The following is a 15,560-nucleotide window of genomic DNA, read 5'->3' on the forward strand; positions in this document are numbered from 1 at the left end:
GGACGCTATCGCTGTCCTATTCGCCAGGTACCTGGCTCGCGAGAGCCGTCCGGCACCGCTGGCACGTCACCCGGTCGTCGCCGAGCGCGGCCAGGTGGTCCCGCGCGTTGCGAGCCGCCGCGATTCCGGCGGGGTACCGGTCGAGCGCGGTTTCCCAGTGCCGGCGGGCGCGTTCGGCGTCACCGGCGGCCAGCGCGACGTGGGCCAGGCCTTCGCAGGCTCGTCCGACGAGCAACGGCAGGTGCAGTTCCGTCGAACGTGAATGCGCTTGTTCGAACAGGCGCGCGGCCTCGGCGAGCAGTCCGGCCGCGAGCGCCGTTTCCCCGAGCATCGTCAGCACGTCGCACTCGACCTCGCCGATGTTCGCCGCCCGGCTGAGCTCCAGCGCCTCCCGTCCGAGTTCTCGGGCCCGCCCGAGGTCGCCGAGCTCGCGGTGCGCCGCTCCCAGCCAGGAAAGCGCGAAGCAGGTGCCTGGCTCGTATCTGATCCGCTTGCTGATCACGAGACCGCGGGTCAGCAGCTCGGCCGCGGTGTCCGGACGCCCGGCCAGCAGGTGCGCCTCACCGATGTTGATGTGCGTGATCGCTTCCCCCTGCCGGAAGTCCAGGTCCTGGCAGATTTCCAGCGCTTCGGAAAAGTAGTGCAACGCGGTTTCGGTGTGCCCCATCCGGGACGCGACCGCCCCGACGTTGTTGGTGAAGGCGGCGTACCCCTGGCGGTCACCCAGGCGCATCGCGATTTCGCGGGCCTGGGAAAAAGTCTGCGAAGCCTCCGGCAGATCGCCGGCGCGGATGCGGGCGATTCCGAGGTTGGCCAGCAGGTAGGCGACGGCGGGCTCGTCCTCCGTCTGCCTGGTCAGCCGGATCGCCTCGAGCAGCAACCTGCGGACCTCGTCGTACCAGCCCCGGTCGCGGAGGATCAGCGCGATATTGGTCAAGGCGGCGGCTTCACCGCGCACGCTGCGATGCCGCCGCGCCGCTGCCAGCGCACCTCGGAAGACGTCCAAGTTCTTCTCCCGGTAGTTGATCCGGGAGAAGAACGGCTCCAGTACGCACGGCAGCTGCCACGCGTAGCCGGCCCAGTCCTCGTCGATGGCCGCGCGCGCCGTCGCCACGAGGTTCTGCAGCTCCGCCTTGAGCAGATCCATGGCCACCGGCTCGGACTCGAACTCGGGCGCATACCGCGGCGGGTGCATGATCTCGGGTTCGATCCGGGAGAAACCGCGCGCGATCGGTCCACAACAGACACTCGCGAGCCGCAGGTAGTGGTCGAACAGCCGGTGCCGCGCCTGGACCCGTTCGGCGTCCTCCCGCTCGTGGAGCACCGTGCGAGCGAAGTCGCGCACGAGGTCGTGCAGCCGGTAGCGGCTCGACGAATGCTGGGTGACCAGGTGCGCCTGCACCAGCCCGTCGAGGAGGTCTTCGGTGGCAGGCAGGGGAAGGTCACCGACCGCCGAGACGGCCGGAGGGTCGAAATCGGTCCCCGGGTGCACCCCGAGCAGGGCGAGCAGCCGGCGCGACGGTTCGTCGAGGTGCCGGTAGGACACCTCCAGGACGGCCGCGACACTCCGGTCGCCGACGGCCAGCAGCCGCGCGCGCTCGGTCTCGTCGCGGAGCAGGCTCGCGAGGTGGCCGACCGTCCACGAGAGGCGGTGCCGCAGCCGGGATGCGGCCACCCGGATGGCCAGCGGCAACCTGCCGCACAGGCGCACGACCTCCGCCACGTCCGTGAGCTCGGCCTCGGTGCCGCGGACACCGGCGACCCTCGTGAACAGCTCGACGGCGTCGTCCGGGGGCAGTACGTCCAGCGACACCGGCACCGCCGCTTCGAGCCCGGACATCCGATGCCTGCTGGTGACGAGTACGGCGGCGGCGCTCGTCCCGGGCAACAGGTGCCGCACCTGTGCTTCGTCGACGGCGTTGTCGAGCACGACGAGGACTCGCCGGCCGGCGAGGTGCGAACGCCACTGCGCGGCGCGGGCCGCGAGGTCGCCGTGGATCCGTTCGGCCGGGTATCCGCTCGACCGCAGCAGCAGGTCCAGGGCTGCGGCCGGGGTCAGCGGGACGTGTCCGGCCGTGTAACCGTGGAGATCGACGAAGTAGTGGCCATCGGGGAACTGGTCCGCCAGCCGATGGCCGAGGTGCACGGCAAGCGTGGTCTTGCCGACCCCGCCCATGCCGTCGATCGCGAGGATGACCGGCCCGGTACCCGGCCGGATCGCGAGTTCGGCCAGCAGCAGCTCGATTTCGGTGTCACGCCCGGTGAAGTCCCGTGTGCCGTGCGGGAGGAAAGAAGGCCGGTCATCCGGCGGCCGCCGCGGGTCCGCCGCTTCGGCCGGCCGGTTCCGCCGCTGCGACGGCGCGAGTTCGCCGAGCAGCTCGGCGTCGCCGCGCAACACCCGGCTGTGCAGCTCCATCAGCTCCGGGCCGGGGTCGAGCCCCAGCTCCGTGGCGAGCGACTGCCTGCCCTCCCGGTACACCTGCAACGCGTCGCTCTGGCGGCCGCTCCGGTAGAGCGCGAGCATCAGAGAACACCGCAACGACTCCCGTAGCGGCTCGCTCGCGACGAGTTCCGTCAGCTCGCCGATGACCTGCTCGTGCTCCCCGAGGTCGAGCCGCAGTGCCACGAGCTTTTCCCGCGCCGCCAATCGTTGTTCGGCCAGTCTGGCGGCGGCGTTGGCGAACCGCGAGCCGCCGACGCCGGCGAAGGCGGGTCCGCGCCACTGGTCGAGGGCAGTCCGCAACGAAGCCACCGCTTCGCCCACCCGGCCGGCTTCCTCGGCGGCGCGGGCAGTCCCGACCGCGTCGAGGAAGCAGGCCAGGTCGAGCTGCTCGGGCCGCACGACGATCCGGTACCCGACGTCGTCGGTGACGATCGTGCTCTCCACGCCACCGTCGACGAGCCAGCGCCGCAGGGCCGCGACCGCGTTGTGCACCTGCTGGCGGGACGTGTCGGGCGGGTCGTCCCACAACTGGTCGATCAGCTGCTCGATGGGCACCACGGTGTTGGCGTTCAGCAGGAGCGCGGCGAGCAAACGCCGCTGACGCGCACCGCGCAACGCACGCATACCCCGGTCGGTTCGAACCTGGACCGGCCCGAGAACACGAAACTCCATCGGACTTTCCCCTCACGCCGTGCCCATTCGGCGTCCGCCAGCAATTTACCGACAGCTTTTGCCACCGGGATGCTCCGAACGGGTTGTTTCGATAGCGGACGTTCTCCGAACCGATAGGGAGCGAGTAGCGACCATCGCTACGGTCTGAACCCGGCTGAATCCAACCAGCCGATCCGGTTACCACAGCCGTTTCGTGGTGGCCGGTTCCGGACATTGTCCTGAAACGACAAGAGGGGCGACAATGAAACGACACTGGCTGCTCGGCACGGCGCTCGCGGCGCTCACCGCACTCACCGTCATCCTCGCCGGGGGGCAGGCCGGGCCCGCTCCCGCCCAGGCCGCTCCGCCGCAGTCACGGCTCGACGGGTCGATCTGCATCGGCTGCTGAGCGACTGTGGCCATCGAGCGCGACGGCGAGCAGGATCAACGCGAAGTGAAAGCCGGCATCGCCGTCACCGGGAGTCTGCTCGCCGTTGCGCTCGTCCTCAGCCTCGTGAACCTGCTCCCCGGCCGGCTCGCCGGCGCCTGGCAGCACCGCCAAGCCGACGTCTACACGGCCTTCTGGCCCCAGGGCTGGTCCTTCTTCGCCGAACAACCCCGAGACGGGGTGCTGGTGGCCTACCGGTGGGTCCCGTCCGGTCCGGGACCGTCACTGACCTTTCCGCTGGGGTCGCCGGAGAACACCACCGGCCTCGACCGCGGCGGCTACACCCGGCTGCTGGAGATCCAGCTCGTCGCCGCCCGGATCCCGGCGGTTGCCTGGCGCGCCTGCGGTGGCGCCCAGGCGGAAACCTGCCTCGCCACCGCTCCGGCGGAGCGGCCGGCCGTCCGGAACGAGGTGACCACCCCGTCGCTGTGCGGACCGGTCGTGTTCGTGGCGCAGCGTGCCACCGCGGCGCTCCGGCTGGCGGCGGTCGAGGTGGCGTGCGGATGAGCGTCCTGCTGGATCGCTGGGTGGCGGCCGCGAGCGTCTTCGAACCCCGGCAGCGCTGGTTCGCGGCCGGGCGCTCCCTGCTCGCCCTCGCCGAGCTGAGCGTCCTGCTGTTCACCTCGGACGACGCACTGTTCCTGGGCACCGCGCAGCTGCCGTCGGGCGCGCGGTGCGCGGGGATCCGCTCGGTCTCCTTCTGGTGCTGGACCGGCGGAGATCCGGGTGCGCAGCCGGCCTGCCGGCTGGTCACCTGCGCGGTCCTCGTCGTCACCGCCGTGGGCTACCGGCCTCGGTGGACCTGTGTCCCGCACTGGTACGTGACCTTCTCGCTCGGCGCGGCGATGACCGTGGCGAACGGCGGCGAGGGCGTCGCCCGGATCGTCACCCTGCTGCTCATCCCGCTCTGCCTGGGCGACGCCAGGCAGTGGCAATGGACGGTGCCCCGTGAGCCGCTGCCCGCCCGCTGGCGGGGCAGCGCCCACGTGGCCGGCCTCGTCATCCGCGCCCAGGTCACCGTGGTCTACCTCGACTCCGCCCTGTCAAAGGTCGTCGTCGCGGAGTGGCGGGACGGGACGGCCTTGAGCGAGGTAATCCTCGATCCCTACTACGGGGCCGCTCCGCTCTGGCAGCACTGGGCCGGCGCTCTCGCCGGCCCAGGCCCGGCGACGGTCCTGCTGGGCTGGGGCACGATCATCGGCGAACTCGCGATCGCGGTGCTCCTGTGGGCGCCGCCCCGGGCCCGCCGGGCCGCCGCCTGGATCGCCGTCCCGCTGCACGGCGGCATCATGGTGCTGATGGGTCTGGTGAGCTTCGGCGCCGTCATGATCGGCGCGGTCCTCCTGGCCGCCTCGTCGGGCACCACCTTTGCCCCGCAGCACCCTTGACCGCAAGCGTGCCACGCGCTAACGGTAGCCGGTCGCGGGACGACTCTTATTTTATGTCGAGAATTAACTAGACCCCCAACCGTCCGAAACTATTGACGCCGTCCCCTTCGCCCGGTGAGGATCGGCCGGTCCGCCGCCGTTCACCGCAGAATGGACCAGACCATGGCCAGAAGATCACGCGCGTGGTCCCGTGCGCGCCGAAGTTCGCTCGTCACCCTGATGAGCCTGAGCCTGCTGGGTGGGGTCGCGCAAGCCGCGCCCGCCCAAGCCGCCGAGCCACCACAGCCCGTGATCGGCCAGCCCGCCAAGGACAAGGACGGCTGCGCCAAGATCGAAAAGAGCCTGCCGACCCTGGCCGACTGGCCGAAGGTCGACAGCCGCTTCAAGGGCAAGGCCGACGACGAGGCGCGCATCGCGCAGATCCTCGCGGGCATGACCCTCGAGGAAAAGGTCGGGCAGATGACGCAGCCCGAGATCACCTCGATCACCCCCGACGAGGTCAAGCAGTACGCCATCGGCTCCGTCCTCAACGGCGGCGGCGCGTGGCCCGGCGGCAACAAGCACGCCACCCAGCAGGACTGGCTGAACCTCGCCGACGCCTACTGGAACGCCTCCAAGACCAGCCGCACGAAGATCCCCGTCATCTGGGGCATCGACGCGGTGCACGGCAACAACAACGTCTACGGCGCGACCGTGTTCCCCCACAACATCGGTCTCGGCGCGGCGCACGACCCGTGCCTGGTGCGTGACGTCGCCGGCGCGACCGCCCGGCAGATCCGCGCCACCGGCCAGGACTGGGCCTTCTCGCCCACCCTCGCCGTCGTCCAGGACGATCGCTGGGGCCGCACCTACGAAGGCTTCTCCGAGGACCCGCGCATCACGCGTTCCTACGGCTTCGAGGCCATCAACGGCCTCCAGGACGGCGCCACCAAGCGCATCGGCTACAACGGCGTCATCGCGACCGCCAAGCACTTCATCGGCGACGGCGGCACGCTCAAGGGCCAGGACCAGGGCGTCAACCCCTCGTCCGAGGCCGACATGATCAACATCCACGGCCAGGGCTACTACGGCGCGCTCGCCGCCGGCACCCAGACCGTCATGGTGTCGTTCAACAGCTGGACCAATGCCGACCTCGGCATCAACGAGGGCAAGCTGCACGGCAGCGACAAGGCGATGAACCAGATCCTCAAGGGCAAGATGGGCTTCGACGGCCTCGTCGTGTCGGACTGGAACGGCATCGGCCAGGTCACCGGCTGCACGAACTCCTCGTGCCCGCAGGCGATCAACGCCGGCATCGACATCGTGATGGTGCCCGCCGACTGGAAGGCGTTCATCACCAACACGATCGCCCAGGTCAAGGACGGCCAGATCCCGATGGCGCGGATCGACGACGCCGTCACCCGCATCCTGCGCGTCAAGATCCGGGACGGCCTGTTCGAGTCGCAGAAGCCCTCCGACCGCTCCTACGCGAACTCCGACGAGGCGCTGAAGGACAACTGGCTGGCCCGCGACGCGGCCCGCGAGTCGCAGACGCTGCTGAAGAACAACGGCAACGTGCTGCCGCTCAAGCCGAAGTCGAAGGTGCTGGTGGTCGGCAAGAGCGCCGACAACATCCAGAACCAGACCGGCGGCTGGACGCTGAGCTGGCAGGGCACCGGCAACACCAACGCCGACTTCCCGAACGCCACCTCGATCCTGACCGGCATCAAGCAGGACCTCGGCGACGCGAACGTCACCTTCGACGAAAAGGGCGACATCGACCCGAAGGGCTACGACGCCGTCATCGCCGTCATCGGTGAGACGCCGTACGCCGAGGGCGTCGGCGACCTGACCCGCAAGACCCTCGAGGCGTCGAAGCTCTACCCCGAGGACCTGGCCGTGCTGGACAAGGTCAGCGGCAAGGGCACCCCGGTCGTCACCGTCTACGTCGGCGGCCGCCCGCTGTACATGAACAAGGAGATCAACCGCTCCGACGCGTTCGTGGCGGCCTGGCTGCCCGGCACCGAGGGCGGCGGCGTCGCCGACATGCTGGTCAAGGGCAAGGACGGCACCGGTTACCAGGGCACGCTGTCGTACTCGTGGCCGAAGAGCGCGTGCCAGTCGCCGCTCAACCCGTGGTCGCCGGACTACGACCCGCTGTTCAAGCTCGGCTACGGCCTGAAGAGCAGCCAGCGCGTCACGATCGGCCAGCTGGACGAGACCCCGGGCCCCGCGGCCTGCGGCACGACCGGCGGTGGCGGGACGGCGACCGAGGACCTGTCGATCTACGACCGCACCGACGTGCCGCCGTACACCAGCCAGATCGGCTCGGCTTCGAACTGGGGCGGCACCGTGATCGGCCCGGACGGCGCGGCCGACCACCCCGAGATCAACACGGTCCCGACGGACGTCAACGTGCAGGGCGACGGCCTGAAGGCGACCTGGACGGGTACCGGAGCGGCTCAGCTCTACATGCAGAACACGGCGGGCACGAACGACCTGCGCAGCTACCTGAACGCGGACGGGGCGCTCGAGTTCGACACGACCGTTCAGCAGGCACCGGTCAACCGGACGGTGATCAGCATGCACTGCGTCTACCCGTGCTTCTCGGAGGTGAACGCGACGAAGCTGTTCACCGACCTGGCGGGCGGCCCGAAGACGACGGTCAAGATCCCGTTGTCCTGCTTCAACAACGGGCTGGACTTCGAGCACATCAACACGCCGTTCCTGGTTTACACCGACGCCGCGTTCCAGGCGTCGTTCGCGAACGTGCGGTGGGTCCCCAACGGGGCCAAGGATCCTGATGCGAGACCCTGTTCGAGCTTGACCTAGGTACCGGCCGGGCCGGGAGCGGAAGCTCCCGGCCCGGTTTCGTTTCATCCGACAGAATGGGGTGATGACCTCCGAAGCGATCGCGCTCGCCGACGAACTCCTGGACGTCCTGGGCACCTGGATGCCGCTCGAAGCGACCTTCGTGGGCGTCCCCGGTCACGACGCCGAGCTGCCCGACCCCAGCGAAGCCGGCCACCAGCGGCTTCGCGCACGGGCCGCCGGCATCCGGGCGCGGGCGCGGGCCTCGGCGGACGACGACTACGTCACGCTCGGCGTCGTCGTCCAGCAGGCGGAAGTGGTGCTCACCCAGCTCGACGCGCGGGTCGTGGAGTTCACGCTCGCCGACCCGATGTTCGCGACCGCGATGAGCCACCTGGCCTTCCTGCCCCAGCTCACCCCCGCCGGCGAGCGGGCCGAGGAGGACTTCCTGGCCCGGCTGGCCGCCTTCCCGGCGTTCTACGACGCGGTGGCGCGGCGCCAGCGAGACGGCCTGCGCGCGGGCCGGACGCCGGTGGACCGCATGGTGCACAACGCGATCGGCTTCCTGGACCGGTTCCTGGCGCAGGAAACGCCGTTTCCCCAGCCGCTGACCGGCGACCGCGGCGGGCGCCGCGACCGGCTGGTGGCCGAGGTGGTGCGGCCCGCCCTGACGCGCTACCGCGAGTTCCTCGCGACCGAAGTCGCCGGGCACGGCCGGCCCGACGACCGACCGGGACTCTGCTGGCTGGAAGACGGCGAGGCGCACTACGCGGCGCTGGCGCGCACGCACACGACCACCGACCACACGCCGGAAGAGCTGCACCAGCTCGGCCTCGACGTGCTCGCCGGGCTCGAAGCCGAGTACGCCGAGCTCGGTGGCCGAGTGTTCGGGCTGACCGACCCTGCGCAGGTGCGCCGCCGGCTGCGCAGCGACGAAAGCCTCCGCTGGCGCGACGCCGAGGAAATGCTCGACACCGCGCGCGCCGCCGTCGCCCGCGCGATCGCCGCCGCGCCGGACTGGTTTCCCCGGGTGCCGGAAGCCGAGTGCGTCGTGCGGGCGGTCCCGGACGCCGAAGCACCGGTCGCCGCGGCGGCGTACTACATGCCGCCCGCGCTCGACGGTTCGCGGCCGGGCGTCTACTTCACCAACACGCACGAGGTGCGCACGCGCGACCGGTTCATCGCCGAGACGGTGGCGTTCCACGAAGCGGTGCCGGGCCACCACTTCGCGGAGTCGCTGGCGCAGCAACTGACCGGGTTGCCGCAACTGCGGCGGATCGCGCTGATCACCGCCTACAGCGAGGGCTGGGCCCTCTACACCGAGCGGCTCGCCGACGAGATGGGCCTGTTCTCCAGCGAGGTCATGCGGCTCGGCATGGTCGCCGAGGACTCGGTCCGCGCCGCGCGGCTGGTGGTCGACACGGGCCTGCACGCCCTGCGCTGGACGCGCGAGCAGTGCGTCGAGTTCCTGCGCGCGCACACCGTGCTGAGCGAGGTCGAGGTCCAGTCCGAAACGGACCGCTACATCGAATCCCCCGGCCAGGCGCTGGCGTACATGACCGGCCGGCTGGAAATCCTGCGCCTGCGCCGGTTCGCCGAGGAGAAGCTCGGGAAAGCGTTCGACATCAAGGACTTCCACGACGTGGTCCTCGGCGGCGGCCCGCTGCCGCTGAAGGTCCTGGACGACGTGGTCCGCGCCTGGGCCGGCTAGTGCTGCATGCCGTAGGACTTCTGGCACGGGTAGCCGTCGCCGGTGGCCGACCAGGCCGCCGGGTAGCCGTTCTGTGCCCAGGCCGCGTAGGCCTGCGCGTAGCTGTAGCCGCGCGCGTAGAGCCACTGGCACGGCGTCTGCCCGGCCGCCGGGGTGATCGCGATCCACGGCTGTGCGTAGATCCAGCTCGACTGGGCGTACCACTGGCTGCCCGCGGGGGCGTACACCTTCGGCGGGGGCGCGGTGGTGGTCACGATCACCGGCGCCGGTGGTGGTGCCACGGTGACGGTCGGGGTGCTCGGTGCCGTGGTGACCACCGTCTGGATGCCCGCCGGGACGGCGTGGCCGGCGACAGGCACCCCGCACGCGGCGAGCGCGAGCACGGCGGACAGGGCGGCGGTGGCGCGGAAAAGACGCATCAGCTGGCTCATTTCGTCCGGGTCCTGTGGCTACCGGCGATGACGCCACCGGAAGGTTCACAGCGAGATTGCGGTCGACTACGGCATTTCACGCAAGGCACCACCAATGGTCATCGGCAGGCACCACGACAGCGCGAAACCGTCGTTGCGCTCGGGCCCGTCGCTCCGGCGGTGTGATTCGGCCGACGGATGGCGGACACAGTGGTGAAGCCCCGGCATGTGGTCGCGCGGCGTGCCGGGACCAGGGCGGCGACGAGAATTGCGGCAGTTCTCATGGGAATCACTTCTTCCGTCGCTTCCTGGAATCGGCCTCCCGGCCGGATCCGCAACGGATCCACGAGAACGCGACGCAAGCGTTATCCCGTTGAATTCAGCCGTTCTGCCGCACGATGTCGTAGGCCGTCATCGCGGCGGCCAGGCGGCGGGCGTCCGCGGGGCGCGTCGCGTCGTACCCCGTGATCAGCTGGATGCGGCCCAGGCGGTAGGTCAGCGTGTTGCGGTGGATGTTCAACGCCGTCGCCGCTTCGCCGCGGTTGTAGTCCGACGTCACGAACGCGCGCAGGGCGTCGATCAGGTGCGGGTGGTCCTCGAGCGGGGCCAGGACGAGAGCGAGCGCTTCCCGCGCCGGCCCCGGCTGCGAAAGCTGGTACTCGATGGCCAGGTCGGCCAGCCGGTAGAGCCGGGGCGGCCGGCGCAGGTTCTCCGCCAGGGCCAGGATTTCCACGGCTTCGGAGTGCGCGGCGGGAATGTCGGCGAGAGCCGGCGCACGAGCCGCCGCGGCGGTGCACGGACGGCCGCAGACGCGGTCCACCCGGGCCGCCACCGAGGCGGCCGACGACACCGGTGACGCCACCGGCACCAGCAGCACGCCGCCGTCACCCTTGAACGTCACGAGCACGTCCGGTTGACCGTCCAAATCGGACCGGACGGCGCGGAAGAGGTCCGTCGCCGCACGGGATCCCCCGGACGCCGGCAGCGCGGGCAGGTGGAACACCACGACGTCGTAGCTCTCCGCCAGCTCGCGGCGGCGCACCGGCCGGCCGGCGAGGAGGCTGGCGGCGAGGTGCTGCCGGTCCTCCCGGTGCTCCCAGTCGAGCTCGTCGCGCTCGCGCAGGTACGCCTCCGCGACGCGCGGCATCACCTCGCCGAGGAAGTCGAGCATCCGGGCGCCCAGCGCGAGGCGGTCACCGTCCACCATCTCCCAGGCGACGCTCGCGGCCAGGGGGTAGATCTTCAGCACGGCGTCCAGCGGCAGGCCGTCGCGGGCGCGTTCGGCCCCCCAGGCGATCGGCAGGGCCAGTTCGCCGGACGTCGGCCGCCGGTCCTCGGCGACCGTCGTGAGGAACAGCTCGAACACCGCCGCCGCGTTGGCGACCAGATCGCCCTCCAGCACGCTCGCCGGCAGCAGCCGGTACGCGGGGATCTCGGCGGCGCACCGAGCCATCATCGCGGCCGCGATCTCACCCGATCGAGGGAACAGCTCAGCCACCGGATCCATGCCACATTGTCACCATGCACAAACGCCGTCGGCAAGTTTCTGCTCGTACTGCCAGCAGACAGCGTTGATCAACGGGCGCATGCTGTGCATAGCAACCAGACGAGAGGACTTCGCAATGGTGCGGGGAACGAAACGATGGCTGGCCGGGCTCGGGATCGCGAGCCTGCTCGCCCTGGGCGTGGCGGCGCCGGCCCAGGCCGCGACGGCCGGCGGCAACAACGACTTCGGCTGCCGCCCGAGCGCGGCCCACCCGAACCCGGTCGTGCTGCTCCACGGCACCTTCGCCACCTACTACGAGGACCTCAACTTCCTCCAGGCCGACCTGGCCGCCCGCGGCTACTGCACGTTCTCCCTGACCTACGGCGCCTACCCGCAGTTCCCGTTCGCCGGCGGGCTCAAGCCGGTCGCGGAGTCGTCGCTGGAGATCAAGAACTACGTCGAAAAGGTCCGCGCGGCCACCGGCGCGGCCAAGGTGGACGTCGTCGGCCACTCCGAAGGCGGCCTGCAGGCGATCTACCTGGCCAAGATGCAGGGCATCCAGAGCGAGATCGGCCAGGTCGTCGCGATCGCCCCGCCGACGCACGGCGCCAACGCGTCCGGGCTCCTGACGCTGGCCTACACACTGCTCGGCAAGTCCACGTGGGACACCATCGTCAAGACGATCGGCCTGCCGATCTTCGCCGACGAGCTGGACGGCGGCGCGGCGATCATCGCACTCAACACCGGCCCGGTCGCGCAGCCCGGCATCGGCTACACGATCATCACCTCACGCTACGACGAGCTGGTGACCCCGACCGAGACGTCGTTCATCCGCGAGCCCGGGGTGAAGAACCAGTACGTCCAGGACTTCTGCCCGTTCGACCCGGTCGGCCACATCGGCGAGGCCTACGACCTGAACGTGTGGCACCTGGTTCGCAACGCCCTCGACCCGGCGCACGCCACCCCGATCAGGGTCTGCGCGGTGGGCTCCCCCGGCTGACCGGCTGACCTGCTGACCTGCTGCCCCAAGCTACCTCAGGCCAGGCCGATCGCGAACACGTGCAGGTCAGGGTCGGACGGCAGGGTCACCGAGGCGATCCGCTTCCCGGCCGGGGCGTCGAACGGCGCCGTCGCGTACACCGACGCCCCGCCGCCCGGGCCGCCCGGCTGATTGCGGTGGTCCGTGCGGGCCACCAGCGTGTTGCCGAACACCGGGTCCGTGCCGCCGCCCGGGAACACCCAGTCGCCGAACGACAGGTCCGCCTGGGCGGTGGTGCCGTCGGTGAAGGTGACCGTCGCGGAGCCGCGGTGGTCGCCGTTCGAGGCGGTGCCCACGAACGACAGCCGGGTCCCGGACACCTGCACGGTCTGCCCGGCCGCGACGACGTTGTCCGGCCGTCCCGCCGGCGCGGCGGGCCAGGTGAACGTCGTACCGGCCGCCTGCGAAGGCTTCCCGCCGACCAGACCCGCCGCGGCCAGGGCCTGCCGGGAAAGGCTGTTCCCGGCGCCGTCGATGTCCGCCGAACCGGTGTCGCCGTCGTCGGAGATGCCCACGTTCGAGTAGGCGGCCGCCAGCCCACCGCGAGGCGCGACCAGCACGATCACCGAACCGGGCACCGACTTCCCGCCGCCGCGGACCGTCACCGGGACCTGGTAGTAGCCCTCGGGTGTCCCGGCCGCCACCGACACCGTCAGCTTCGCGGTGCCGCTGCCCGTCCGGTCGTCGAGCCGGAGCTGCCGCGGCCCGGTGACCGTGATCCCCGCCGGGGCCTGCGTGGCCACGTCCAGAACGCGGTCGTGCCCGCCGAGCCGCTGCCCGCTCACCGTGGCCTCGCCGCTGGTGCCGGGTTCGACGACGACCTGGTTGGTCGCCGACGCCAGGAACGGCTGCTCATTGTCCCGATAGGACGGTGGGGCCGAGTTCGCCGCCCAGCGCTTGTCCGGAGTGGACACCAGCGAGAAGTCCAGCCGCCCGCCGTCGCGCGCGGTGTTCGCGGGCAGGTACGTGCGGTCCCAGTCACGGCCGTTCAGCGCCAGGTCGTGGACGTACGTCGCCGGCGCCTGGGGCGCGTGGACGTCGATGGTCCGCCCGTTCGGCAGCGAGAGCACGGCACGCTCGAACAGCGGGCTGCCCACGACCAGGTCCGGCGTCCCGGGCGTCCCCGGGTAGATGCCGAGCGCGGCCCAGACGTACCACGACGACTGCGCGCCGAGGTCGTCGTTGCCCGGCTCGCCGTCCGGGGTCGCGCTGAACAGCGTCGTCGCGATCTCGCGGACCACCTGCTGCGTCTTCCACGGCTGCCCGACGTGGTTGTACAGGAACGGGACGCCGAAGTCGGGCTCGTTGCCGGCCCACATGTACGGCTCGTTCGGGCCGGCGTTCAGCTTCTGGAAGAAGGTGTCCAGCCGCTGTGACACCGCCGCGGGCCCGCCCATCGCCGTCACCAGGCCGGCCGGGTCCTGCGGCACCAGCCAGGTGTACTGCGCGGCGTTGCCCTCGTCGAAGCCGTCCTGGCCGAACTTGCCGGGCGGCGGCGGCACGTACGCCGGGCCGTCCGGGAAGCGGCCGTCCTGCGCGCGCGGCTGGAGGTACCCCGTCAACGGGTTGAAGATGTTCTGCCAGTTCTGGCCGCGCTTGGTGAACTCGCGCGCGACGTCGCGGTCGCCGATGCCCTGCGCGAACTGCGCGATGGCGAAGTCGTCGATGGCCCATTCCAGGGTGATCGACGCGCCGACGCGGGCGTGGTCACCGCGCGAAGCGTCGTTGTTCGGCATGTATCCACGCGCGACGTAGTCGGCGATCCCCCGCCGTTCCTGGTACGCGCCAGGCGTGTCGTCGACCGAAGTCGCCCCCTTGACCAGGTACTTCAGCGCGGTCTTGACGTCGAAGTCGCGGGCGCCGAACGCGTACAGGTTCGAGATCAGCGCGACCGAGCTGTCGCCGGTCATCTGGCCGGTGTAGTCGTTCGCCATCGGCCAGCGCGGCCACCAGCCACCCTGCACGGCGTCGTTCGTCAGCGACTGCGCCATGTCGCTGGCTTCCTTCGGGAAGAGCATGGCGTGCAGCGGCGCGAGCGAGCGGTAGGTGTCCCAGTCGGAGAAGTTCGCGTACTGGTGCCGCCCCTTCGGCAAGGTGCGGACCTGGTCGTCGAAGCCGATGTAGCGCCCGTCCGCGTCGTCGAACGTGTTCGGGTGCATCAGCGAGTGGTACAGCGCGGTGTAGAACGTCTTGAGCTGCGCGGTGTCGCGCCCCGCGACGCGGATCTTGCCCAGCGCCTGCGTCCACTGGCCGCGGGTGGACTTCCGGACGGCGGCGAAGTCGAAGCCCGGCACCTCCGCCGCCATGTTGGCCTTCGCGCCGTCGACGCCCACGTAGGACATCGACACCTTGGCGTGCACGGTCTCCGAACCGAACGTCAGGTACGCACCCGCCTTGGGCGAGTCGACGCTGTCGGTACCGGGTTTGACGCCGGCGCCGTCCCAGGTGCCGTGCGCGGTGAACGGCTGGTCGAACGTGATGGCGTAGTAGACGGTGTAGTGGTTGCCCTTGCCGCAGAAGTTCCCGGTGGTCGCCGAACCGCTGACCTCGCGGTCACCGGTGATCTTCAAGGTGGCGGCGGAGTTCCCGGCGAGGCTGGCACCGCCCTTGACCAGCACCTGCGGCGTCGAGCCGGCCGGGTAGGTGAACGTCGCGAGCCCGGTGCGGGTCGTGGCGGTCAGCTCGGCCCGGACCTTCGAGTCGGCGAGCGTCACGGCGTAGTAGCCCGGCTCGGCCTTCTCGTCGTCGTGGGTGAAGTGCTCGACGCGGTCCCAGGGCGCGCTGCCGACGTCGCCGGTGACCGGCAGGATCGGCACGTCGCCGAACGCGTTGCAGCCGACCGAGGCGTGGTCGAGGCTGAAACCTCGGATCTGGTCGGAGTGGTACTGGTAGCCGGCGTACGCGCCCTGCGTGTCCGGGGAGAACTGCATCATCCCGAACGGCGCCGCCGGCCCGGGGAAGTTGTTGATCTCGCCGACCGAACTGCCGCCGCGGCCGGTCCCGATCAGCGGGTCGACGTACGCCGACGGATCACCGACCAGCGGAGACCCGGGTGACATCGTTGTCGGAGCCGCTGCGGCGACGGCGGGTGCCGCGAGCACCGCCGTCGTCACGAGAGCCGCCATGAACCTGAACCGCACCGGGTGCCTCCCGATCGACGCCGACCATTTCATCCGACCTTTGCCTGCGGACGG

At 70.7% G+C, this 15,560-nt stretch carries 10 protein-coding genes; 6 read left to right on the forward strand and 4 right to left on the reverse strand.

The genetic code is table 11. The features are described 5' to 3' along the window. Positions 1 to 16: 16 nt before the first annotated feature. Complete coding sequence (locus AB0M83_RS20135) at positions 17 to 3,067, reverse strand: BTAD domain-containing putative transcriptional regulator (protein ID WP_364519060.1); 3,051 nt, start codon at positions 3,065 to 3,067, stop codon at positions 17 to 19. A gap of 289 nt (positions 3,068 to 3,356) precedes the next feature. Between AB0M83_RS20135 and AB0M83_RS20140 the strand changes: the two genes are divergently transcribed. The 5 genes from AB0M83_RS20140 (at position 3,357) to AB0M83_RS20160 (ending at position 9,431) form a co-directional block, all read left to right on the forward strand. Then, entirely contained in the window at positions 3,357 to 3,503 is a 147-nt protein-coding gene (locus AB0M83_RS20140; protein WP_364519062.1) for a hypothetical protein, read from the forward strand. Positions 3,504 to 3,509: 6 nt separating this feature from the next. Then, positions 3,510 to 4,049 carry an SdpA family antimicrobial peptide system protein gene (locus AB0M83_RS20145; RefSeq protein WP_364519064.1) on the forward strand — a complete coding sequence of 180 codons (540 nt, stop codon included), beginning with the start codon at positions 3,510 to 3,512 and terminating at the stop codon, positions 4,047 to 4,049. Continuing rightward, positions 4,046 to 4,930 (forward strand): sporulation-delaying protein SdpB family protein, encoded by an 885-nt coding sequence (locus AB0M83_RS20150; protein ID WP_364519066.1) that lies wholly within the window; start codon positions 4,046 to 4,048, stop codon positions 4,928 to 4,930. Before AB0M83_RS20145 ends, AB0M83_RS20150 begins: the two co-directional genes overlap by 4 nt. 219 nt (positions 4,931 to 5,149) lie before the next feature. Next, positions 5,150 to 7,741, forward strand: coding sequence for an exo 1,3/1,4-beta-D-glucan glucohydrolase (locus AB0M83_RS20155; RefSeq protein ID WP_364519103.1), 2,592 nt, complete (start codon positions 5,150 to 5,152; stop codon positions 7,739 to 7,741). A gap of 64 nt (positions 7,742 to 7,805) precedes the next feature. Further along, positions 7,806 to 9,431 (forward strand): DUF885 domain-containing protein, encoded by a 1,626-nt coding sequence (locus tag AB0M83_RS20160; protein WP_364519068.1) that lies wholly within the window; start codon positions 7,806 to 7,808, stop codon positions 9,429 to 9,431. On the opposite strand, the gene AB0M83_RS20165 is transcribed toward AB0M83_RS20160, so the two are convergent. Then, positions 9,428 to 9,850, reverse strand: a complete 423-nt coding sequence (locus AB0M83_RS20165; RefSeq protein WP_364519070.1) for a hypothetical protein — start codon at positions 9,848 to 9,850, stop codon at positions 9,428 to 9,430. The two genes, AB0M83_RS20160 and AB0M83_RS20165, sit on opposite strands and share 4 nt — an antisense overlap. Positions 9,851 to 10,220: 370 nt before the next feature. Next, complete coding sequence (locus tag AB0M83_RS20170) at positions 10,221 to 11,348, reverse strand: helix-turn-helix domain-containing protein (protein ID WP_364519072.1); 1,128 nt, start codon at positions 11,346 to 11,348, stop codon at positions 10,221 to 10,223. Positions 11,349 to 11,463: 115 nt separating this feature from the next. Between AB0M83_RS20170 and AB0M83_RS20175 the strand changes: the two genes are divergently transcribed. After that, positions 11,464 to 12,327, forward strand: coding sequence for an alpha/beta fold hydrolase (locus tag AB0M83_RS20175; RefSeq protein WP_364519074.1), 864 nt, complete (start codon positions 11,464 to 11,466; stop codon positions 12,325 to 12,327). 35 nt (positions 12,328 to 12,362) lie between these two features. On the opposite strand, the gene AB0M83_RS20180 is transcribed toward AB0M83_RS20175, so the two are convergent. Then, positions 12,363 to 15,506: a GH92 family glycosyl hydrolase gene (locus tag AB0M83_RS20180; protein ID WP_364519076.1), complete on the reverse strand. Its 3,144-nt coding sequence runs from the start codon at positions 15,504 to 15,506 to the stop codon at positions 12,363 to 12,365. Positions 15,507 to 15,560: the final 54 nt, after the last annotated feature.

The sequence above is a fragment of the Amycolatopsis sp. NPDC051106 genome, from assembly GCF_040682775.1.
Taxonomy (GTDB): domain Bacteria; phylum Actinomycetota; class Actinomycetes; order Mycobacteriales; family Pseudonocardiaceae; genus Amycolatopsis.